The following is a 20,281-nucleotide window of genomic DNA, read 5'->3' as shown; positions in this document are numbered from 1 at the left end:
TGGTACTGCAGGGGGGACCCTGTGGGAGAGTAGGACGCCGCCGAACAATCATTGAGAAAGGCCCACACCGAGAGGTGTGGGCCTTTCTGCTTTTCGGGGTAGTTTAGGGTCGAGGCATGCGCTACGACCTGGTTATCTTCGACAACGACGGCGTTCTCGTCGACAGTGAGCCCATCTCCAACCGGCTCCTGGCCGCCTATCTCACCGAGCTCGGGCATCCGACGTCGTACGAGGACTCCATCCGTGACTACATGGGGTCCGCGATGCATCGGATCCACGACCTGATCCAGGAGCGCACGGGGCAGCGGCTGCCCGAGGGTTTCGACGACGTCTTCCACGGGCGTGTGTTCGCCGCGTTCGAGCGGGAGTTGGAGGCGGTGGCCGGCGTCGTGGATGTGCTCGAGAAGCTTGCCGCGGACGGGGTGCCGTACTGTGTGGCGTCGTCCGGGAGCCATGAGCGGATTCGGGTGGGGCATCGGGCGACCGGGCTGGACCGGTGGTTCGAGGACTCGCGCATCTTCAGTTCGCAGGATGTGGGGCGAGGGAAGCCGGCGCCGGATCTGTTCCTGTACGCCGCCCGGCGGATGGGAGTCGCTCCGGAGCGGTGTGTCGTCGTCGAGGACAGTCCGCTCGGGGTGCAGGCGGCCGTCGCGGCGGGGATGGACGTCTACGGTTTCACCGCGATGACGCCTGCCGCGAAGCTCGCTCAGGCCAATCGGCTCTTCTCGGACATGGGGGAGCTGGCCGACCTGTTGGTCTCGCCCGTCGGCTGAAACTTGAGGGAAATTCACCTTTGGCTGGATCTACCCACGAGTACGCCGGGGCCCTACGCTCGCCGCCATGACAGAAGTGCTGCGGCGCGGTAGGGCCTCGTTGGCGTTCAGCTTCTTCGCGCAGGGCGCCGCCTTTGCTCTGCTCGTGACCCGGATTCCTGCCATCCAGGACCGGTACGGGGTCTCCGACGCGCTGCTGCCCCTCTTCCTTGCCGCCGTGCCCATCCTGGCCGGTGTCGGCAGCGTGGCCACCGAGCAGCTCGTGAAGCGGATACCGGCCACGCGGCTGTTGCGCTGGTCCCAGCCGGTCGTGCTCCTGGCGCTGTTGGGCGTCGGGGCGGGGGAGCGGATGGTCGAGCTGGGGGTCGCGCTCGCTGTCTTCGGGCTCGCCGTGGGGGCGTTGGACGCCTCGATGAACATGCTCGGGGTGAGTCTGCAGCGGGCGTACGGGCGGAGCATCATGCTCAGTTTCCATGCCGCGTACAGCCTGGGCGGCATCGTGGGGGCCTCGCTGGCGTGGGGCGGGGCGCACTGGCATCTCACGCTGTGGGTGTCGTATCTGCCGGTGGTGTTGGTGCTGCTGCCGGCCGTGCTGGTGGGGAGTCGGTGGTACGTCGGTGCGGACGGCCGTGACGTGGAGAACGAGGCCGAGCGGGGTGCGGGCACGGGTGCGGGGGGAGGCGTCGTCTTCAGGGCCTTGTTGCCGTTGTGTCTGGTGATGACCTTCGCGTACATCGGGGACTCGACCGTGTCCAACTGGAGTGCGAAGTACCTCCAGGACGTGTTGGGGAGTTCGGAGCAGCTGGCGACCGTTCCGTACAACGTGTACATGGTGACGACGTTGCTCGGGCGGGCCATCGGGGACGTCGGGGTGCGGCGGTTCGGGGCTGTGGTGGTGGTGCGGCTGGGGGCTGTGGTGGCGGCCTTGGGGTTCGGGGTGGTGGCCGTGGCTCCTGGGGCGTGGGTGGGGATGGGTGGGTTCACTTTGCTGGGGGTGGGGTTGTGTGTGCTGGTGCCGCAGACCTTTGCGGCAGCGGGCAGGTTGTTCCCAGGAGCTTCGGATGCGGCCGTCGCTCGGCTGAATGTTTTCAACTATGTGGGGTTTTTGATCGGTTCGCCGTTGGTGGGGGCGTTGGGGGACGCGTGGAGCTATCGGGGGGCGATGGTGGTGCCGATGGTGTTGGTGCTGGTCACATTGGTGTACGCCCGGTCGTTCGCTCCTCAACCGGACCGATACGGTGGCGGGCATGAGCGGCCGCGCACAGCTGATGTGGGACGAGGCAGTAACGGGCTATGACTTCGGCCCGGAGCATCCGATGGATCCGGTTCGGCTGGATCTGACCCGGAGGCTGGTCCATGCCCTGGGGCTCGATCGTGAGCTGGAGGTCGTGGGCGCCAAGCCGGCCGGGGAGTCGACGCTGCGGCTCGTCCACCGGGAGGACTACATCGAGGCCGTGAAGGCGGCCTCGGCGGATCCTGGGGCCGCGGACACGTCGTATGGGCTGGGGACGGTGGATGATCCGGCCTTCGGCGGGATGCATGAGGTGTCTTCTCTTATCGCGGGGCTGTCGGTGGGGGCGGCGGAGGCTGTGTGGCGGGGGGAGGTGTCGCATGCGGTGAATTTCGCGGGTGGGCTGCATCATGCGATGCCGGGGGGTGCGGCGGGGTTCTGTATTTACAACGACGCGTCACTGGCGATTGCGCGGTTGTTGGAGTTGGGGGCCGAGCGGGTCGCTTATGTGGATGTCGATGTGCATCACGGGGACGGGGTGCAGGCGGCGTTCTGGGACGATCCGCGGGTGCTGACGATTTCGTTGCACGAGCATCCTCGGACGTTGTTTCCGCAGACGGGGTGGCCTGATGAGACGGGGGCGGAGTCTGCGGAGGGGTCGGCCGTGAATGTCGCTCTGCCGGCGGGGACGGGGGATGCGGGGTGGTTGCGGGCGTTTCATGCTGTGGTGCCGGAGTTGATTGCTGATTTTCGGCCGGATGTGTTGGTGACCCAGCATGGGGCCGATACGCATTTTGAGGATCCGTTGGCTCATTTGGCGGTGTCGCTGGACGCGCAGCGGGCTGTGCAGGTGGCTTGTCATGAGTTGGCTCATGAGTACGCCGGGGGGAAGTGGGTCGCGTTGGGTGGGGGTGGATATGCGGTGGTGGATGTGGTGCCGCGGTCGTGGGCGCATTTGGTGGGGGTGGTGGCGGGGAGGCCGGTGGAGCCGGAGACGGTTATTCCGGAGGGGTGGCGGCAGGAGGTATTTGCTCGTACTCGGCAGTTGGGGCCGGTGCGGATGACTGATGGGCGGTGGCCTGTGGGGTGGGGGGAGTGGGAGGCGGGGTACGACCCTGCGGATCGGTTGGATCAGGCGGTGTTGGCTACTCGGCGGGCTGTGTTTCCGCTACGGGGGTTGTTGGCGTAGGGGGTGGGGTGCGGGTATGAGGGGTTCGCCCCCGCCGCCCCTACCCTTCCCGACCTCCAGGGGCTCCGCCCCTTCGACCCCGCCGGGGGCTGCGCCCCCTGGACCCCGTGCGGGGCTGCGCCCCCTGGACCCCGTGCGGGGCTGCGCCCCTGCGCCCCAGGCGGGGCTGCGCCCCCGCGGCGCTGCCCCCTGGACGCCCGGCAGAGCTCTCTACCTCTTCGACTCCGCCAGCGGCTCTCCCTGGCTCCTCGGGCCGGGCTGCGCCCCTGCACCCCCCCCGCGGGGCTGCGCCCCCGCGCCCCGCTTCGGCCCTGAATGGGCCTCGTCCTCGAGCGCCGGACGGACATAGGCAGCCTGGCGGCCTGCACTCGTGTTACGCCAACCGTGGCTCGTTCGTTGGTTTCTGAGACGCCCGTGATTCCCGTCCATCACCATCAGCCCCGTGGTGAGTACGAGTACCAGGGCCCTGCGCGACCATCTGCTGGCTGCTCGGCTGGCCGGGGTGGTGGCTACCTCTCGGGAGGAGAGTCTTCGGAGTTATCGGCTGTTCGCTGCTCGGGATCCTCGGGTGTTGATCGGGATTGATCCTGAATGGGGGTGGGGGGTGCGGGACTTGGTCGGGTTGATGGCGGACAAGTGTGGGGTTTCGGCCGATCTGCGGGACACTTCCGGGCAGGATGCGATCGATCCCGAGCTGACCCTGGCCGCGCTCGACGCCTTCGCGGAGCGGCTCGCGGTGGTTGCCCAGCGTGGTGCGCCGGTGTTGCTGGGGACCGGGCATCCGCATCGGCTGCTCGGGTTCTACGGCGGGCTTGCGGACGCTTTGTCGGCGGCAGGATGTGATGTTCTCACCCCTGCGCAGGGTCGCTGTGTCGACATAACGACCCGGTTCGGACTACGCACGTACAACCTTGACTACGTACGGGGCGTCGCGTTGGTGCGGGAACGCGGCCCCGGGCGCCCCGGTTGTGCCACCGGCGTGCACACCCACTCGCCGCTCCCGGTTCGACTGGCGCTGGCGGCGGCCGCGGAGGCCGGCGGGCCGTTGCCGGAGCTGGTGATCGGGGACCACGGGTGGGTCTGCGGAGCAGGTCAGCTGGGGTTTGAGGCGATTGGGCTGGCGGATACCGACGACCCCGCGCTCTTCGTGGGGGAGGCCGAGGGGTCGGTGTCCGTCGCCGTTCCGGTTGATGACGCTGTGCGGTCTGATTACTACCGGCCGCTTACCCGCTACGTACTCAATCGGGCGTGTCTGTCACAGTAGGCCGCCGATGGGTGCACCTCTTCCCCACTCGCATCACCCGCCCCTACATTGGGGAGTGAGCACGCAGCGACGAAGAGTCACCGGAAGGGGAAGCCGGTGGCCGTCGAGTCGAGTGCGGAAGGTTCAGGTGTGTCATGGCTGCTGACCAGAGGCCTCTGAGCGAGGTTCAGTTCCTTACCGTGGCGGAAGTCGCCTCGGTGATGCGAGTGTCGAAGATGACCGTGTACCGGCTGGTGCACAGCGGTCATCTGCCCGCGATCCGGGTGGGGCGGTCTTTCCGCGTCCCGGAGAACGCGGTTCACGAGTACCTCCGCGAGAGCTACGTGGGGGTGGAAACCGCCTGACGGCGAGGGTGCGAGGGATCCGTTCACAGGGCACTTCAGGGTCCCTCCGCCTCCTCGATTACGACCTCAGCGCTCGGGCGGGTAGGCTAGCCCCTCGTAGGTCGTATGGGCCCATGGCGCCCAGCACCGAGTGATGAGAAGTGAGCGAGGGTAGTCGTGGGCTCTGTTATCAAGAAGCGGCGCAAGCGGATGGCCAAGAAGAAGCACCGCAAGCTGCTCAAGCGCACGCGCGTTCAGCGTCGCAACAAGAAGTAAGTTCGCGCGACGCGAGCCGCGAAAGCGTGGTGTGGCCCCCCATCGTGTGTCGGTGGGGGGCCACACGTATTCCTGAGGGGTCCTGGGCGCGCGGGGCGTATGTCCTGGGGCGTACGGCGCGTATGTCCTGGGGCGTACGGCGCGGTTCCGTGCGGTGGCTGAACCTTGCGCGTGGGACTGGACGAGGACCGTGGTCGATCTGGTCGTATGACCGACGGGCCTCGTCACTTCGTGCTTCGGGCGGTCATCACAGCGCAACATCGACCCGCTAAGTTGGCCCTCGCACGGGGAACGCGGCAGGGTAACGAGCAGTGCGACAGCCGAGCGGTACCGGGGCGGAAGGAAGGCGCTGATCTTGGGCAAGGTTGTGCTCGTGACCGGAGTGGCCCGTCAGCTGGGGGGCCGGTTCGTACGACGGATCCAGCGTGACCCGGAGGTCGACCGGGTGATCGCGGTGGACGCCGTGCGGCCCGAGCACCATCTCGGCGGGGCCGACTTCATCCAGGCCGACATCCGGCAGCCCACCATCGCGCGGGTGCTCGCCGAGACCGGCGCCGACACCGTCGTCCATCTGGACGTGACGGGCACCGCGCTGGGCAGCGGGAGCCGGACCACGGTCAAGGAGACCAACGTCATCGGCACGATGCAGCTCCTCGGCGCCTGCCAGAAGTCGCCCAGCGTGAAGCGGCTGGTGGTCAAGTCCAGTACGAACGTCTACGGATCCGCGCCCCGGGATCCCGCCGTGTTCACCGAGACCACGCCGGCCAAGTCGCTGCCCAGCGGCGGGTTCGCCAAGGACACGGTGGAGGTGGAGGGGTATGTGCGCGGGTTCGCCCGGCGGCGGCCCGATGTCGCCGTGTGCGTGCTGCGGTTCGCCAACATCCTCGGGCCCACCGCCGAGACACCGCTCGCCTCGTACTTCTCGCTGCCGGTGCTGCCGACCGTGTTCGGCTACGACCCTCGGCTGCAGTTCGTGCACGAGGACGACGTCATCGAGGTGCTGCGGATCGGCGCGCACGAGCCGAAGCGGGGCACGCTCAACAGCGGCACCTTCAACATCGCCGGCGACGGCGTCCTGCTGCTGTCGCAGTGCTCGCGGCGGCTCGGGAGGCCCACGGTCCCGCTGCTGCTGCCGGCCGTCACCTGGGCGGGCTCCCTGGTGCGTACGCTGGGGATGACGGACTTCTCGCCCGAGCAGATCCGGCTGCTCACCCACGGCCGGGTCGTGGCGACGGACCAGATGCGCGAGACGCTGGGATTCTCGCCGAGGTACACCACAGCGGAGACCTTCGCGGACTTCGCACGCAGTCAGGGGCCGGGTCTCCTGCCCCCCGAGGCCCTTGAGGGGGCCGTCGACCGGATCGCCGCGCTGCCCTTCGCGGGCGGCGGCCACCCCCCGACGCAGAGCGCCAACTGAGGAGCGCATCAACGATGGCGGACGCCAAGGTCATTCCGTTCGACGACGACCGGTCCCGCGGGAGCGCCGTGCAGCGGCCGCCGCGGCGCCGGAGCGCGGGGAGCCGGCGCAAGAACGGGGAGTCGGCGCCGGTCCGTGAGATCGGCGAGGTCGGTGAGGTCCAGCCCCTGCCCACCAGGGCGGCCTCGCAGCATGATGATCCCGTGACCGGTACGGGTGAGGAACAGCCGCCGCAGCAGCAGCGGGAGGACGTCGGCGGCCTGGAGCGACGCATCGCGGGCGGCCTGTCCTTCCTGCGCCGCCGGCTCACGGGCGACTACGAGGTCGACGACTTCGGCTACGACGAGGAGCTCACCGACCAGGTCCTGATGTCCCTGCTGCGGCCCGTGTACGAGAAGTACTTCCGGGTCGAGGTGAAGGGCGTCGAGAACATCCCGGCCGAAGGCGGCGCGCTGATCGTCGCCAACCACTCCGGGACGCTGCCGCTGGACGGTCTGATGATGCAGGTCGCCGTCCACGACCACCATCCGGCGGGCCGCCATCTGCGGCTGCTGGCCGCCGACCTCGTCTTCGTCCTGCCCGTCGTCAACGAACTCGCGCGCAAGCTCGGGCACACCCTCGCCTGCGCCGAGGACGCCGAACGGCTCCTGGGCCAGGGCGAACTGGTCGGGGTGATGCCGGAGGGCTTCAAGGGCATCGGGAAGCCCTTCAGCGAGCGCTACAAGCTCCAGCGGTTCGGCCGGGGCGGCTTCGTCTCCACGGCGCTGCGACAGGGCGCCCCGATCATCCCCTGCTCGATCGTCGGGGCGGAGGAGATCTACCCGATGATCGGCAATGCGAAGACGCTGGCCAGGGTTCTGGGTTTTCCGTACTTCCCGCTGACGCCGACGTTCCCGTGGCTGGGCCCGCTGGGCGCCATCCCGCTGCCCACCAAGTGGACGATCCAATTCGGCGAGCCGATCCCGACGGACGGCTATCCGCCGGAGGCGGCGGAGGACCCGATGCTGATGTTCAACCTGACGGATCAGGTGCGGGAGCAGATCCAGCACACGCTCTACAAGTTGTTGGTGCAGCGGCGGTCGGTGTTCTTCTGAGTCGGTGCTCTTCCGGGCATGCGTACGGCGGTGGGGGCGGGCTTCCTGAGAAGGCCGCCCCCACCGCCGTACGGGCGTTGCTCTAGTCCGCGTCCTCGCCGTCGATGCCCAGGCCGGGCAGGAGGCCGGGGAGGAGGGGCGGGAGGGTGACGTCCGGCTGCGTTGTCGGAGGGTTGCTGGTGGACGGGGAGGCGCTGTCGGCGTCCTGGGGCGGGTTGAGGAGTCCGCCGGTGGTGCCGCCGAGGAGGCCTTCCTCGCCGGTGCCCGTGGAGGAGGACCTGCTCGGGCTGCCGCTGTCGCCGCCGGTGCGGTCGTCGTCGGCGGAGCCGTAGCCGGTGCTGGGGTCGGGGGAGCGGTCGGTGTCCGAGGTGCCGGTGGACGCCGGGCCGGAGCTCTGCCCTCTGCCGCCGCTTCCGTCCCGGGCGGGGGGCTGCGGAAGGAGGGACTGCAGCGGGGCGACCTCTTTGTCTATGGCGTCGAAGACCGACGACACCTGCTGACTGACGTCCCCGAGCTGCACGGGCAGCTTGTCGCGCAGCGCGCCCCACGAGTCGCGGTGGGAGCGCGAGAAGGCGGACAGAGCCTGGATGGGGCCCAGGGAGTCCGGGTCGCGCTGGTACGCCTCGTGCAGCAGCCGGTGGCCCTCGGAGGCGTCGTGCTGCATACCGGACAGGGCGCGGCGGATCTCGCCGAGGGACTCGTGGTCGAGGTGGGCGCCGCCGCGGCCGCGCTCCATGAGCCGACGGGCTTCGCCGAGCCGGGTGGAGGCCTGGTCGAGATAGGCCTTGCCACGCTCGCCGTCGCCCTCGGCGAGATAGTTGAGCTTGAAGTCCTCGATGCCGCGCTTGAGCCCGTAGAGCGAGTCACCGGGCAGGGCGTCGGAGCTCGCGGCGGCGACTCCGCCGAAGGCGCCCGCGGCCACGCCCACGCTGAGGCCGCCCGCGGTGAGGCCTCTGGCGAGCCTTGTGCGCGGTCGGAACTTCCCCAGTGGGCTTGTCCGGTGGGTGCCCCGCCGATGGGAGCGCCCGCCCGTCTCCCGCCCCCGCCCTTCTGCGGAAGTCGCTTCGCTCCCTCTTTGATTGGGCAGCGCAGAGTCCGCTGCCTCGCCCGCGGTGCCCGCCTGCAGCATGGCCTCCATCGCGGCGACCAACTGGGCGCGCTGGACGACCTTGACCTCGGGGTCGAGCTCCGGCTTGGGCAACTCGGCCAGACTCGTCGCGAGGGCCAGAAGACGGCCCTGCTGGGTCTGGTCCGCAGCGGCCGGGGCCGGTGCCGATCCTTCGGTCTGCTCGGCCGCCGTGCCCCGGTCGGACTGGTCCTCCAGGGCCTGGGCGAAGGCGTTCGCCCGCCGGTGCGCCGATACGTTTGCGATCACTGGCGGCACCTCCTCTCGTCATGACGGTCGACTCCCCGGGGGTCCTCGGGGTTGCACGCCCTCGACCGCTTCCACACGATCGAGTGATCGTGAGGCCGGGGCGTGACCACAGGGAGCCTGTATCCCGCACAACGACTGGCGCGGCACTTGGGTTACGGACTGCGGATGACCGGATGGAGAAGCCAACCGACTTTCACTGAGCGTGAGTTGAGGTTGCCGAGAGTAGGCGGGATCAGCGGGCGTCGTCCGGCAGGAGGCGGGCCAGGGTGCGGACGGCCCGGTACTGGAGGGTCTTGATGGCGCCCTCGTTCTTGCCCATCACACGCGCGGTCTCGGCGACGGAGAGGCCCTGGAGGAAGCGGAGGGTGACGCACTCCTGCTGCTGCGGGTTGAGACGGCGTACGGCGTCCAGGAGGGCGGCGTTGGAGAGGGACTCGAGGACGGAGTCCTCCGGGGAGCGCTCGACCTCGTTGGCGTCGAGCATCTCGCCGGTGGTCACCTCCAGCCGGAAGCGGCTGGACTTGAAGTGGTCGGCGACGAGGTTGCGGGCGATGGTGACGAGCCAGGCGCCGAAGTCACGGCCCTGCCAGGTGAAGGTCCCGATCCGTCGCAGGGCGCGCAGGAACGTCTCACTTGTGAGGTCTTCGGCGGTCGCCTTCCCTCCTACCCGGTAGTAGATGTACCGGTACACCGTGTCGCTGTACTGGTCGTAGAGCCGCCCGAAGGCGTCGGCCTCGCCGGCCTGGGCCCGCTCGACGAGGTCCATCATCCGGGCGCTGTCGCTGTCGGCGGCCGGCCGGCGGGCGGTGGCCGCGCCGGCCGCGCGTCCTCGTCTGCCCACGGCGGCGCCGCCGTCGGCCAGTGCGTAGCACGGGCCCACGGGAGCGGCGGCGGCGAAGGCGGGGACGGCGTACGCGGTGGGGACGAGGCCGCGCAACAGGTCCTGGGCCGTAGCGACCAGTGTGCGCAGCGTAGCCAGGCCCGAGGTGTCAACCCCGACGTGTGGGTACACGGGACTCCCAGAGGCAGAGCTTTCATCACGTGCAGTGCGGGGCCGTTCACCCGTCGTAGCGACGGAGGGGCACCGGTTTGCGTCTGAGGAGAATAACGCTTCGTACAGGCGCTGCTACACCGAGTTGCTCAAATCGTCGGTTACGTCGCTTCTCTAGCCGGTTGACGCTCGATCAAGTTGCTGAGAGTGATTGGTTGTTGATCGAAAGAGTCCGAGTTTCGTGTCGCTCCAGGGCGGGTTGTGGCGGTGCGCGGACAAGAGGAATGGGCGCGGAACTGTGGGGGTACGACGGTGGATTGGCCGTTTTCCCAGCGACGGCACGCGGTGTGACGGAGCGGCGGGGTGGGGGAGCCGAGCGCCGGGTGCGCCGTACCGCGCGCTGCTGTGGGCGGGTCGGCCGCGCGTCCCAGCGTTTCGGGCGCCACCGCGCCCACCCTCCCCCACCCTCGGCTCCGCTCGAGCAGGGCCCCATGCCCCAGCGGCACGACTGCCCGCGCCTGGGTGGGGTCCAAGCCCCCCGAGCCCCCACGACCCGCAGCCGCCCTCCGGCGGGAGCGGGTCGTGGCGGTGCGGCAAGAGCCCGTCGCTCAGCTCGTCACAGCCAACTCGGACTGTGGCAGCAGGCAGCCGTACGCCCAACACGCGACGGGCTCGCCGCACCGCCACGACCCCGACCCACCCACGCACCGCAGGCGCGCCCCGCACCGCCACGACCCCGACCCGCCCACCAACCCGCAGGCGCCCCCGGGAGCAACCACCCGCAGGCGTCAGCGTCGGCGGCGGTGCAGCGCGATCGCCGCTGCCGTGCCGCCGGCCACCGCGCCCACTCCGGCTGCTGCCGGGATGCCGACCTTCGCCGCCTTGCGCCCGGTGCGGTAGTCGCGGAGGCGCCAGTCGAGGTCGCGGGCGTGTTTGCGGAGTTTGGTGTCGGGGTTGATGGCGTAGGGGTGCCCGACCAGCGAGAGCATCGGGATGTCGTTGTGGGAGTCGCTGTAGGCCGCGCAGCGGGAGAGATCCAGGCCCTCGGCCGCGGCCAGGGCGCGTACCGCTTCCGCCTTGGCCGGGCCGTGCAGCGGCTCGCCGACCAGCTTGCCCGTGTAGACGCCGTCCACCGACTCCGCCACCGTGCCGAGCGCGCCGGTCAGGCCGAGGCGGCGGGCGATCACCTGGGCGATCTCCACCGGGGCGGCTGTGACCAGCCACACCTTCTGGCCCGCATCGAGATGCGCCTGGGCCAGCGCCCGGGTGCCGGGCCAGATGCGTTCGGCCATGTACTCGTCGTAGATCTCCTCGCCGATCGACTGCAGCTCGGAGACGCGGTGGCCCTTGACGATCGACAGCGCCGAGTCGCGGGCCTCCTGCATGTGCTCGGGGTCCTCGACGCCGGCCAGCCGGAACCACGCCTGCTGCCAGGCGAACCGGACGAGGTCGCGGGTCTCGAAGAACTTCCGCTTGTACAGGCCCCGGCCGAAGTGGAAGAGGGCGGCGCCCTGCATCACCGTGTTGTCGAGGTCGAAGAACGCGGCGGCGCGGTCGTCGCCGTGCACGGGAAACTGAGGTTCCTGTTCGGAGACGTCTTTGCGGGCTGCCTCCGCCGAGGCCTCGCCTGCCAACACGCTCCTCGCCGTGGCGGAGCGCCTACGGGGAGTGAGCCATCCGAGAGCGGCCATGGCGTGAGCATAGCCAGTCTGTTCGGTGGTTCCGGAGTCACGAGGTTTGAACGCTGTGAACTCTCCGCGACCGTGTCGTTAAAGAAGTCATCGCACGCCACGGGGAATCGGCCCTCCGCGAGCGTCGCGGACCGCGCGAGAATGGCTGACATGAGTCCCCTCTTTCGCCGGAAGGGCCCCGCCCCGCAGGACCGGCTCGTGACGCTGATCGGCAAGCCCGGCTGCCACCTGTGCGACGACGCGCAGGCCGTGATCGAGAAAGTGTGCGGCGATCTCGGTGTCCCGTGGGAGAAGCGGGACATCACCGAGGAGCCCGACCTCCATGACCAGTACTGGGAGCAGATCCCGGTCGTCCTGGTCGACGGACAGCAGCACACCTTCTGGCGCGTGAACGAGGAACGGCTGCGCAAAGAACTCACAGGGAACTGACCGGACAGTCCAAGTGTTCCGAAAAGTCGCTTAGGATCGACGGCGACCAGGTCTCGGGGGCGGGATTCGTGAGGAGAGTGTGCGGTTTTGCCCCCGACAAAGAAGGAGCCCGGGCGTGTCGTCGCCGGTTCCCCGCGGATGCGCCAGGGGCGCGTGACCCCGGTCACGTTGGCCGGGCAAAACGGACACCATCTTTGTGCACGCGTTCACAAAGACATAGCCTGCATTCGACGGGGCGGTCTGGGGACGTACGACCGCCTGCAGCCCCGCTCTACCCGCAGGAGCACCGTGGCAACTGGCCGAACTCACCGACCGGCGACCCGCAGCCGAGGGATTCCCGAGGCCACCGTCGCCCGGCTTCCGCTGTACCTCCGTGCCCTGACCGCGCTGTCGGAGCGCTCGGTGCCCACGGTCTCCTCCGAGGAGCTCGCGGCCGCGGCGGGGGTCAACTCCGCGAAGCTGCGCAAGGACTTCTCGTACCTGGGCTCCTACGGGACGCGGGGTGTGGGATACGACGTCGAGTATCTCGTGTACCAGATCTCCCGCGAGCTGGGCCTGACCCAGGACTGGCCGGTTGTCATCGTCGGTATCGGTAACCTCGGCGCGGCGCTGGCCAACTACGGCGGGTTCGCCTCCCGCGGCTTCCGGGTCGCTGCCCTCATCGACGCCGACCCGGCGATGGCCGGGAAGCCGGTCGCCGGGATCCCCGTCCAGCACACGGACGACCTCGAGAAGATCATCACGGACAACGGCGTGTCGATCGGTGTCATCGCGACGCCCGCCGGTGCCGCCCAGCAGGTCTGCGACCGGCTCGTGGCCGCCGGTGTCACCTCCATCCTGAACTTCGCGCCGACCGTGCTGTCCGTCCCGGACGGCGTCGACGTGCGCAAGGTCGACCTCTCCATCGAGCTTCAGATCCTCGCCTTCCACGAGCAGCGCAAGGCCGGCGAGGAGGCCTCGGGCGAGGCGGCCGTCCCGGCTGCCGTGACCCGCGAGGAGTCCACCGACCAGGGGCCCGACGGGGAACATCCCGCCGTGATGCCGGCATGAGTCTCCTCGTCGTGGGGCTGAGCCACCGCAGCGCCCCGGTCAGCGTCCTGGAGCGGGCCTCGCTGTCCACGGACGCCCAGTTCAAGCTGCTGCAGGACACGGTCGCCGCCGAGCCGGCCGCCGAGGCCGCGGTGCTCGCCACCTGCAACCGCATCGAGCTGTACGCCGACGTGGACAAGTTCCACGCCGGTGTCGCCGAGCTGTCCACGCTGCTCGCCCAGCACAGCGGGGTCGGGCTCGAGGAGCTCACTCCCTATCTCTACGTGCACTACGAGGACCGCGCCGTCCACCATCTGTTCTCCGTGGCCTGCGGACTGGACTCGATGGTCGTCGGCGAGGGACAGATCCTCGGGCAGATCAAGGACTCCCTGGCGCGGGCGCAGGAGCTGCACACCGCCGGACGGCTGCTGAACGACCTGTTCCAGCAGGCTTTGCGGGTCGGCAAGCGCGCCCACTCCGAGACCGGCATCGACCGGGCCGGCCAGTCCCTGGTCACCTTCGGCCTGGAGCAGCTGGCCGCGGGCGGGGACGTGACCGAGTGGGCCCGGGGCAAGCGCGCCCTCGTCATCGGCGCCGGCTCCATGTCCTCGCTGGCCGCGGCCACGCTCGCGCGCGCCGGGGTCGCCGAGGTCGTCGTCGCCAACCGCACCGTCGACCGCGCCGAGCGCCTCGCGCAGATCCTCACCGACGCCGAGGACACGGACGTACCGGCCCGTGCGGTGCCGTGGGAATCGGTGCCGGAGGAGCTGACACGTGCCGACGTCGCCGTCTCCTGTACGGGGGCGACGGGACTCGTCCTCACGGCCGAAGCGGTCGCGACGGCGGTCGAGGGCCGCACCGGAACGCCCGTCGCCCTCACCGAGGACGAGCCGGCCCCCACGGACGTACGGCCGCTGCCGCCCACCTCCGTCGGGACCGACGAGGGCTGTCCGCTGGACCTGTCGGCCGTGCAGCAGTCCGGCTTCTCCGTGATGGGGGAGGCCGCCGTGGCCGGCATGGACGCGGCCACGCTGGAGCAGCACGCGGCCTGGGTGGCGGGCGCCGGCGTCGACCGCCGGGAGGCCGCCCGCCGGCCCGAGGCCGACGCCGAGCTGATCACCGCGCTCGCCGCGACCGTCGCCACCGTCGGCCGCATCCCCGAGCTGCGCAGGCCCGAGCCGGTCGCCGTGCCCGTACGGCCGGAGCCGGTGCTGTTCCTGCTGGACCTGGCGATGCCGCGGGACGTCGACGCGGCCGCGCACCGGCTCGCCGGGGTGCGCCTCGTGGACATCGAGTCGCTCGCCGAGGCCTCCGCGGACGCACCGATGGCGGCGGACGTCGACCAGGTGCGGCGGATCGTCTCCGACGAGGTCGCCGCGTTCGGCGCCGCGCAGCGGGCCGCGCACATCACGCCGACCGTGGTCGCGCTGCGTGCCATGGCCGCCGATGTCGTCGCGAGCGAGATCGCCCGGCTCGACGGGCGGCTGCCCGGCCTGGACGACAAGCACCGCGCCGAGATCACCCAGACCGTGCGACGCGTCGTGGACAAGCTGCTGCACGCGCCGACCGTACGGGTCAAGCAGCTCGCGGCCGAGCCCGGCGGCGCCGGGTACGCGGACGCGCTGCGCACCCTGTTCGACCTCGACCAGGAGACGGTGGCCTCCGTCTCCCGCGCCGAGGACAGCACCGAGAAGAACCGAGGGCCACGATGACAGGGAAGGCACTGAGGCTCGGGACCAGGCGGAGCAAGCTCGCCATGGCCCAGTCCGGGCAGGTGGCACAAGCCGTGAGCCAGGTGACCGGACGGCCTGTCGAGCTTGTCGAGATCACCACGTACGGCGACGTCTCCCGCGAGCACCTCGCGCAGATCGGCGGCACCGGTGTGTTCGTCACCGCGCTGCGGGACGCGCTGCTCAAGGGCGAGGTCGACTTCGCGGTTCACTCGCTGAAGGACCTGCCGACCACGCAGCCCGAGGACCTGGTCCTGGCTGCGATACCGGTGCGCGAGGACCCGCGCGACGTGATCGTCGCCCGGGACGCGCTGAAGTTCACCGACCTGCCCCGCGGGGCGCGCATCGGGACGGGTTCACCGCGCCGGATGGCGCAGCTGAACGCGTACGCGCGCAGCCACGGGCTGGACATCGAGACGGTTCCGATCCGGGGCAATGTCGACACGCGCATAGGTTTTGTGCACGACGGTGAGCTCGATGCCGTCGTGCTGGCCGCGGCCGGCCTGAACCGGATCGGCCGCAGCGACGAAGTGACCGACTTCCTGTCGGTCGACACGGTTTTGCCCGCCCCCGGCCAGGGGGCCCTGGCGATCGAGTGTGCCGCGGACGACGCGGACCTCGTCGCGGCGCTCGGTGAGCTCGACGACCCGTTCACCCGGGCCGCCGTGACCGCCGAACGGTCACTGCTCGCCGCCCTGGAGGCCGGCTGCAGCGCCCCTGTGGGCGCGCTGGCCGACCTGCTGGCCGACGGGCAGATTGTCAAGGAAATGCGCCTGCGCGGCGTCGTCGGCACGACCGACGGCACCCGCATGGTGCAGCTGTCCACCACCGGTCCCGTGCCCGAGACGCACGACCGGGCAATGGCGCTCGGTCGCGAACTCGCCGCCGAGATGCTTGCCCAGGGCGCGGCCGGTCTGATGGGGGAGCGAGCACATTGAGCCCCACCACCCTTCCCACCGGCCTTGAACACGGGCACGTCACCTTCCTGGGTGCCGGACCCGGGGATCCGGGACTGCTGACTCTGCGCGCCGTGGAGGCGCTGGCCAACGCGGACGTCCTCGTCGCCGAGCACGACGTGCTCGACGTCGTACGGACGCACGCCAGGCCGGGCGTCGCCGTCGTGAACGCGGACCCGGGTCCTTCGTCGGACCCTGTTCCGGGCACGGGCACGCCTCACCCGACGGTTGTTGACGTCGCGTCAACAACCGCTGGGATCCCCGCAGTGCGGGATGCCGCACATCTTGTCATGGAGGCCGCGCGGGGCGGCAGGCGGGTCGTCCGTGCGGTGTCCGGGGACCCCGGACTGGATACGTACGCCGCCGCGGAGATGCTCGCGTGCGCGGCGGCCGGTGTGCCGTTCGAGGTCGTCCCCGGTGTCGCGGCGGCGGTCGGTGTGCCCGCGTACGCGGGTGTGCCGCTGCGGGACGCGCAGGGCGCGGACGTCCGGTTCGTGGACGCGCGGACGGCGTCGGACCGGTGCTGGACGGAGGTGGGGGCGTCGGACGGGACGGTGGTCGTGTCCACGACCCTGGACTCCGTCGCCGCCGCCGCCGGGGAGCTGGTGTCGGCCGGGCGCAAGCCCGATACGCCGATGACGGTGACGGTGGCCGGTACGACGACCCGGCAGCGGACGTGGACCGCCACGCTCGGGACCATCGCGCAGACGCTGAAGCAGGCCAAGGTGCTGCCCTCGCCGGAGGGCGGCCGGCCGGTGATAGCCGTGGTCGGTGAGCGTTCCGCCCCCGCCCAGCGTGATCAGCTGGCGTGGTTCGAGTCCAAGCCGCTGTTCGGCTGGAAGGTGCTCGTGCCGCGGACGAAGGAGCAGGCGGCGTCGCTCTCCGACCAACTGCGGTCCTACGGTGCCGTGCCGCACGAGGTGCCGACGATCGCCGTCGAGCCGCCGCGGACGCCCCAGCAGATGGAGCGGGCGGTCAAGGGGCTGGTGACGGGCCGCTACGAGTGGATCGCCTTCACCTCGGTGAACGCGGTCAAGGCGGTGCGGGAGAAGTTCGAGGAGTACGGGCTCGACGCCCGGGCCTTCGCGGGGATCAAGGTCGCCGCGGTGGGGGAGCAGACCGCCAAGGCGCTGATCGCGTTCGGTGTGAAGCCGGACCTGGTGCCGAGTGGGGAGCAGTCGGCGGCGGGGTTGCTGGAGGACTGGCCTCCGTACGACCCGGTCTTCGACCCGATCGACCGTGTTTTCCTTCCCAGGGCCGACATCGCCACGGAGACGCTCGTCGCCGGGCTCATCGAACTCGGCTGGGAGGTCGACGACGTCACGGCCTATCGGACCGTGCGGGCCTCGCCGCCGCCGGCGGAGACGCGGGAGGCGATCAAGGGCGGTGGGTTCGACGCCGTGCTGTTCACGTCGTCGTCGACCGTGCGGAACCTGGTGGGTATCGCCGGTAAGCCGCACAACGTGACGGTGATCGCCTGTATCGGGCCGGCCACTGCGAAGACCGCTGAGGAGCATGGTCTCCGGGTCGACGTCATGGCTCCGGAGCCGTCGGTGCACAAGCTGGCGGAGGCGCTGGCCGACTTCGGGCTGCGGCGGCGGGCTGCCGCACTGGAGGCGGGGGATCCGGTGACGCGGCCGAGTGAGCGGAGGCCGGGGGCTCGGCGGCGCCGGGCGACCTGAGCGCTGCCTGGTGACGGTCCGAGCGTGGCCTGAGCCCGATCTGACGGAAAAGGGCCCGTCCCCGGTGATCCGGGGCGGGCCCTTTTCCGTGTCTCTCTGTGTCTCTCTGTGCCTGTCAGTCTCTGGTCCAGCCGCGCAGGGGTGGTGCGGCGAGGACCTCGTCCAGGGCTGTGTCGAACGCGGTGGACGGCAGAGCGTCGGGGACCGTGAGGGTCAGGGACGCCGTGCGGCCGGAGCAGTCGCGCAGTGTCGCCGTCCAGCCCGCCGGCAGCAGTGCGATCAGGCGGATCGCGGCGAACTCCGGGTGAGCTCCGTCCGGTCCGCTGATGCGTACGGGGTGCTCGATGGGCATGGGAAGGGCTCCTGGAAGTGGGTGCGGGGTGGGTCAGCGGGAGGTGCGGCGGGCGCGGCTGAGCTGGTAGGCGCCCGCGACCAGGCCGAGCAGGATGGCGCCGCCGACGGCGTAGCGGACGCCGTTGTCCAGGTCGCTGGTGATGACGGCGACCTCGGCGCCGACCAGGACGGCGAGCAGGGCGGCGATCAGGACGACGGAGTTCGGGCGGTTGGTGTTGCTGCTCATGGTGTTCTCCTTGGAGGTGGTGGGGGTGGGGGTGGTGGGGAGTGGATGGTAGGGGGAGCGGGTCAGTCCGCGAGCTTGAGCGCCTGACGGAAGGAGAGCTTTCGGCCGGTCTGCATCAGGGCCCGGCGGTAGACGCGCTCGGCGCCCAGGACGACCAGGGCCGCGGCCGCCAGGGAGATCAGCAGCGAGGCCGCCGGCTCCCACCAGGCGGTGTCCCCGGCGATGATCCGGGCGGGCATCGTGATGGTGGAGGTCAGAGGGGCGAACGACAGGACGCTCTGGGCGGTGCCGGAGGCGGTGATGCCGGCGATGAAGACCACGGCGACGATCGCGTTGACCGGGGTGGTGGTCGACTGGATGTCCTCGGTGCGGGTGGCGATGGCGCCGGCGGCGGCGAAGACGCAGGCCAGGACGGCGATGCCGACCACGTAGTAGACGAGGAACCAGCCCAGGCCCGCGGTGACCTGGCCGAAGGTCTCCTCGTGACCGGCCGCGACCAGGCCGATCGCGGCGGCGGCCGTGAACGCGACCATCTGGGCCAGCGCCAGCGTCGTACTGCCGACGATCTTGCCGATGAGGAGGTCGCGGAGACGGACCGAGCTCGCGATGATCTCGACCACCCGGTTCTGCTTCTCCTCCACGATGCTGGTGGCCAGCGAGACGCCGAGCAGGACGGCGGCGAGGTAGAAGAGGAAGCCGAAGAAGTACGTCGCCATGCGGACGACCGTCTCGGGTGTCTCGTCGGGCGAGAGCAGGGTGTGCTGGAGCGTGGCGCCCTTGGCCAGGTCCGCCATGCTGGTGCCGGCGGCGGTGGCGTTGGCCTCCATCGCGTTCGCCTGGACGGCGGCGCCGAGCCAGGTGGCGGCGGTGGAGTCGGTGTCGGTGTCGCCGAGGAGGGCCCAGCCGGTGGGGGTGCGGAGCAGGCCCGCGTCGACGTCGCCGGAGCGGACGGCGGCTCGTACGGCTTCCTCGGAGGACTCCTGGCGGAGGGTGATGTCGATGTCCTGGTCCGACCGGTCGGCGAGGCTTTCGGCTTGCTTCACCAGTTCCGAGGAGGCCGGGGCGACCGCGGCGACGGTGATCTTGCCGGTCGTCGAGGCGATGTAGAACTGCAGGCCGACCGCGCCGAGGATGACGGCGAGGGTGGCGAGGGTGGAGAGCAGGAAGCCGCGGTCGCGGATCTTCACGGAGATCTCGCGGGCGGTGACGATGCGCCAGGCGGAGGGGATCCGGGGCTGGGGTGCGGGGGGTTCGGTGCGCATGGTGGGGCTGGGCTTCTCGGGGGTCGGGTCGGGGGTCGGGTCGGAGTTCGGCCCGGTGGACGGCTGGGGCGTCGTCTCGGTCGTCAGCGTGGTCATGCTGCGGTCATCTCCCTGAACACGTCGGCGACACTGGGGACGATCTCGGCGAACTCGCGGACCGGGCCCCGGCGCAGTGCCTCCGCCAGGAGTCGGTCGGCCACGTCGTCCGTGGCGAGTTCCAGCAGGGCGGTGCCGTTCTCCGATGTGATGACGTCGACGCCCTTCACGCCGCGCACCCAGTCGGTGGGGCCGCCGGTCACCAGGCGGTGCCGGACGCGGCCGCGGCGGCGCAGGCTGTCGGCGGTGCCGCGGGCCAGGGTGCGGCCCGCGGCCTGGATGACCAGGTCGTCGCAGAGCCGCTCGACGAGCTCCAGCTGGTGGGAGGAGAACAGCACCGGCACACCGCGGTCGGTGTGCTCACGCAGCAGCTCCGCCATGGAGTCGACGGCGTGCGGGTCGAGACCGGAGAACGGCTCGTCCAGGACCAGCAGGTGCGGTTCGCCGATCAGCGCCGCCGCGATCTGCACGCGCTGCTGGTTGCCGAGGGAGAGCGACTCCAGGCGCTCGGTGCGCTTCTCGGTGAGCGACAGGCGGTCGATCAGGTCCGAGGCGGAGCGTTCCGCGGCGCGGGCGGTCAGGCCACGCAGACGGCCCAGGTAGACCAGCTGGCCGAGCACGGTCTGCTTCGGGTACAGGCCGCGCTCCTCGGGCATGTAGCCGAAGCCGCGCCGGTCGGCGGCCGTGACCGGCGTGCCGTTCCAGCGGATCTCGCCGCCGCTCAGGGCCAGGACGCCCATGATCATGCGCATGGTGGTGGTCTTGCCGGCGCCGTTCCCGCCGACGAAGCCGGTCATCCGGCCCTCGTCGACACGGAAGGAGACGTGGTCGACCACGCAGCGGTCGCCGAAGCGGCGTACCACGTTGTCCAGTTCCAGCATCGTGCGTGTTCC

The 20,281-nt window shown here is 70.5% G+C and carries 20 protein-coding genes; 13 read left to right on the top strand and 7 right to left on the bottom strand.

Going from position 1 to position 20,281, the window contains the following annotated elements; translation table 11 throughout:
• Nucleotides 1-116 precede the first annotated feature (116 nt).
• The 8 genes from IE263_RS32175 (at nt 117) to IE263_RS32140 (ending at nt 7,567) form a co-directional block, all read left to right on the top strand.
• Nucleotides 117-773: an HAD family hydrolase gene (locus IE263_RS32175; RefSeq protein ID WP_189941353.1), complete on the top strand. Its 657-nt coding sequence runs from the start codon at nt 117-119 to the stop codon at nt 771-773.
• A gap of 67 nt (nt 774-840) precedes the next feature.
• Nucleotides 841-2,070, top strand: a complete 1,230-nt coding sequence (locus IE263_RS32170) for an MFS transporter (protein ID WP_189941352.1) — start codon at nt 841-843, stop codon at nt 2,068-2,070.
• The gene (locus IE263_RS32165) at nt 2,021-3,193 is read left to right on the top strand and encodes an acetoin utilization protein AcuC (protein WP_189941351.1); all 1,173 of its coding nucleotides are present in this window, start codon (nt 2,021-2,023) and stop codon (nt 3,191-3,193) included. The genes IE263_RS32170 and IE263_RS32165 overlap by 50 nt, the downstream gene beginning before the upstream one ends.
• Nucleotides 3,194-3,638: 445 nt before the next feature.
• Nucleotides 3,639-4,457, top strand: coding sequence for a phosphatase (locus IE263_RS32160; protein WP_229911284.1), 819 nt, complete (start codon nt 3,639-3,641; stop codon nt 4,455-4,457).
• A 134-nt stretch (nt 4,458-4,591) separates the two neighbouring features.
• Nucleotides 4,592-4,801 (top strand): helix-turn-helix domain-containing protein, encoded by a 210-nt coding sequence (locus IE263_RS32155; RefSeq protein ID WP_162655568.1) that lies wholly within the window; start codon nt 4,592-4,594, stop codon nt 4,799-4,801.
• 156 nt (nt 4,802-4,957) lie between these two features.
• Nucleotides 4,958-5,056: a 30S ribosomal protein bS22 gene (locus IE263_RS32150; RefSeq protein ID WP_003948845.1), complete on the top strand. Its 99-nt coding sequence runs from the start codon at nt 4,958-4,960 to the stop codon at nt 5,054-5,056.
• Between the two features lie 355 nt (nt 5,057-5,411).
• Entirely contained in the window at nt 5,412-6,473 is a 1,062-nt protein-coding gene (locus tag IE263_RS32145; protein ID WP_189941350.1) for an NAD-dependent epimerase/dehydratase family protein, read from the top strand.
• 14 nt (nt 6,474-6,487) lie between these two features.
• Entirely contained in the window at nt 6,488-7,567 is a 1,080-nt protein-coding gene (locus tag IE263_RS32140) for a lysophospholipid acyltransferase family protein (protein WP_189941349.1), read from the top strand.
• 82 nt (nt 7,568-7,649) lie between these two features.
• Here the strand turns inward: IE263_RS32140 and IE263_RS32135 are convergent, their stop codons facing one another.
• The 3 genes from IE263_RS32135 to IE263_RS32125 all read right to left on the bottom strand — a co-directional run bounded on the left by IE263_RS32135 (nt 7,650) and on the right by IE263_RS32125 (nt 11,624).
• Nucleotides 7,650-8,942 carry a DUF5667 domain-containing protein gene (locus IE263_RS32135; RefSeq protein WP_189941348.1) on the bottom strand — a complete coding sequence of 431 codons (1,293 nt, stop codon included), beginning with the start codon at nt 8,940-8,942 and terminating at the stop codon, nt 7,650-7,652.
• A gap of 232 nt (nt 8,943-9,174) precedes the next feature.
• Nucleotides 9,175-9,954 (bottom strand): ECF subfamily RNA polymerase sigma factor, BldN family, encoded by a 780-nt coding sequence (locus IE263_RS32130; RefSeq protein ID WP_189941347.1) that lies wholly within the window; start codon nt 9,952-9,954, stop codon nt 9,175-9,177.
• A gap of 767 nt (nt 9,955-10,721) precedes the next feature.
• A complete protein-coding gene (locus IE263_RS32125) occupies nt 10,722-11,624 on the bottom strand; it encodes an HAD family hydrolase (protein WP_189941346.1) in 903 nt (300 codons plus the stop codon).
• A 141-nt stretch (nt 11,625-11,765) separates the two neighbouring features.
• Here IE263_RS32125 and IE263_RS32120 point away from each other — a divergent pair, with 141 nt between their 5' ends.
• The 5 genes from IE263_RS32120 to IE263_RS32100 all read left to right on the top strand — a co-directional run bounded on the left by IE263_RS32120 (nt 11,766) and on the right by IE263_RS32100 (nt 17,450).
• Nucleotides 11,766-12,053, top strand: a complete 288-nt coding sequence (locus IE263_RS32120; protein WP_189941345.1) for a glutaredoxin family protein — start codon at nt 11,766-11,768, stop codon at nt 12,051-12,053.
• A 288-nt stretch (nt 12,054-12,341) separates the two neighbouring features.
• Nucleotides 12,342-13,103 carry a redox-sensing transcriptional repressor Rex gene (locus IE263_RS32115; RefSeq protein WP_189941344.1) on the top strand — a complete coding sequence of 254 codons (762 nt, stop codon included), beginning with the start codon at nt 12,342-12,344 and terminating at the stop codon, nt 13,101-13,103.
• Nucleotides 13,100-14,794 carry a glutamyl-tRNA reductase gene (locus tag IE263_RS32110; RefSeq protein ID WP_189941343.1) on the top strand — a complete coding sequence of 565 codons (1,695 nt, stop codon included), beginning with the start codon at nt 13,100-13,102 and terminating at the stop codon, nt 14,792-14,794. The genes IE263_RS32115 and IE263_RS32110 overlap by 4 nt, the downstream gene beginning before the upstream one ends.
• A complete protein-coding gene (gene hemC / locus IE263_RS32105) occupies nt 14,791-15,750 on the top strand; it encodes a hydroxymethylbilane synthase (protein WP_189941342.1) in 960 nt (319 codons plus the stop codon). Before IE263_RS32110 ends, hemC begins: the two co-directional genes overlap by 4 nt.
• Nucleotides 15,747-17,450, top strand: a complete 1,704-nt coding sequence (locus tag IE263_RS32100; RefSeq protein ID WP_189941341.1) for a bifunctional uroporphyrinogen-III C-methyltransferase/uroporphyrinogen-III synthase — start codon at nt 15,747-15,749, stop codon at nt 17,448-17,450. The genes hemC and IE263_RS32100 overlap by 4 nt, the downstream gene beginning before the upstream one ends.
• A gap of 115 nt (nt 17,451-17,565) precedes the next feature.
• Here IE263_RS32100 and IE263_RS32095 read toward each other — a convergent pair whose 3' ends face one another.
• From IE263_RS32095 to IE263_RS32080, 4 genes are all read right to left on the bottom strand, one after another.
• A complete protein-coding gene (locus IE263_RS32095; RefSeq protein WP_189941340.1) occupies nt 17,566-17,802 on the bottom strand; it encodes a hypothetical protein in 237 nt (78 codons plus the stop codon).
• Nucleotides 17,803-17,835: 33 nt separating this feature from the next.
• Complete coding sequence (locus tag IE263_RS32090) at nt 17,836-18,030, bottom strand: hypothetical protein (protein ID WP_189941339.1); 195 nt, start codon at nt 18,028-18,030, stop codon at nt 17,836-17,838.
• A 62-nt stretch (nt 18,031-18,092) separates the two neighbouring features.
• Nucleotides 18,093-19,388: an ABC transporter permease gene (locus IE263_RS32085; RefSeq protein ID WP_189941338.1), complete on the bottom strand. Its 1,296-nt coding sequence runs from the start codon at nt 19,386-19,388 to the stop codon at nt 18,093-18,095.
• A complete protein-coding gene (locus tag IE263_RS32080; protein ID WP_189941337.1) occupies nt 19,385-20,269 on the bottom strand; it encodes an ABC transporter ATP-binding protein in 885 nt (294 codons plus the stop codon). Before IE263_RS32080 ends, IE263_RS32085 begins: the two co-directional genes overlap by 4 nt.
• Nucleotides 20,270-20,281 lie beyond the last annotated feature (12 nt).

This window comes from Streptomyces aurantiogriseus, assembly GCF_014649375.1.
Taxonomy (GTDB): Bacteria; Actinomycetota; Actinomycetes; order Streptomycetales; family Streptomycetaceae; genus Streptomyces; species Streptomyces aurantiogriseus.
The sequence above is the reverse complement of the archived record's forward strand: the minus strand, read 5'-3'. Positions and strand labels throughout refer to the sequence as shown.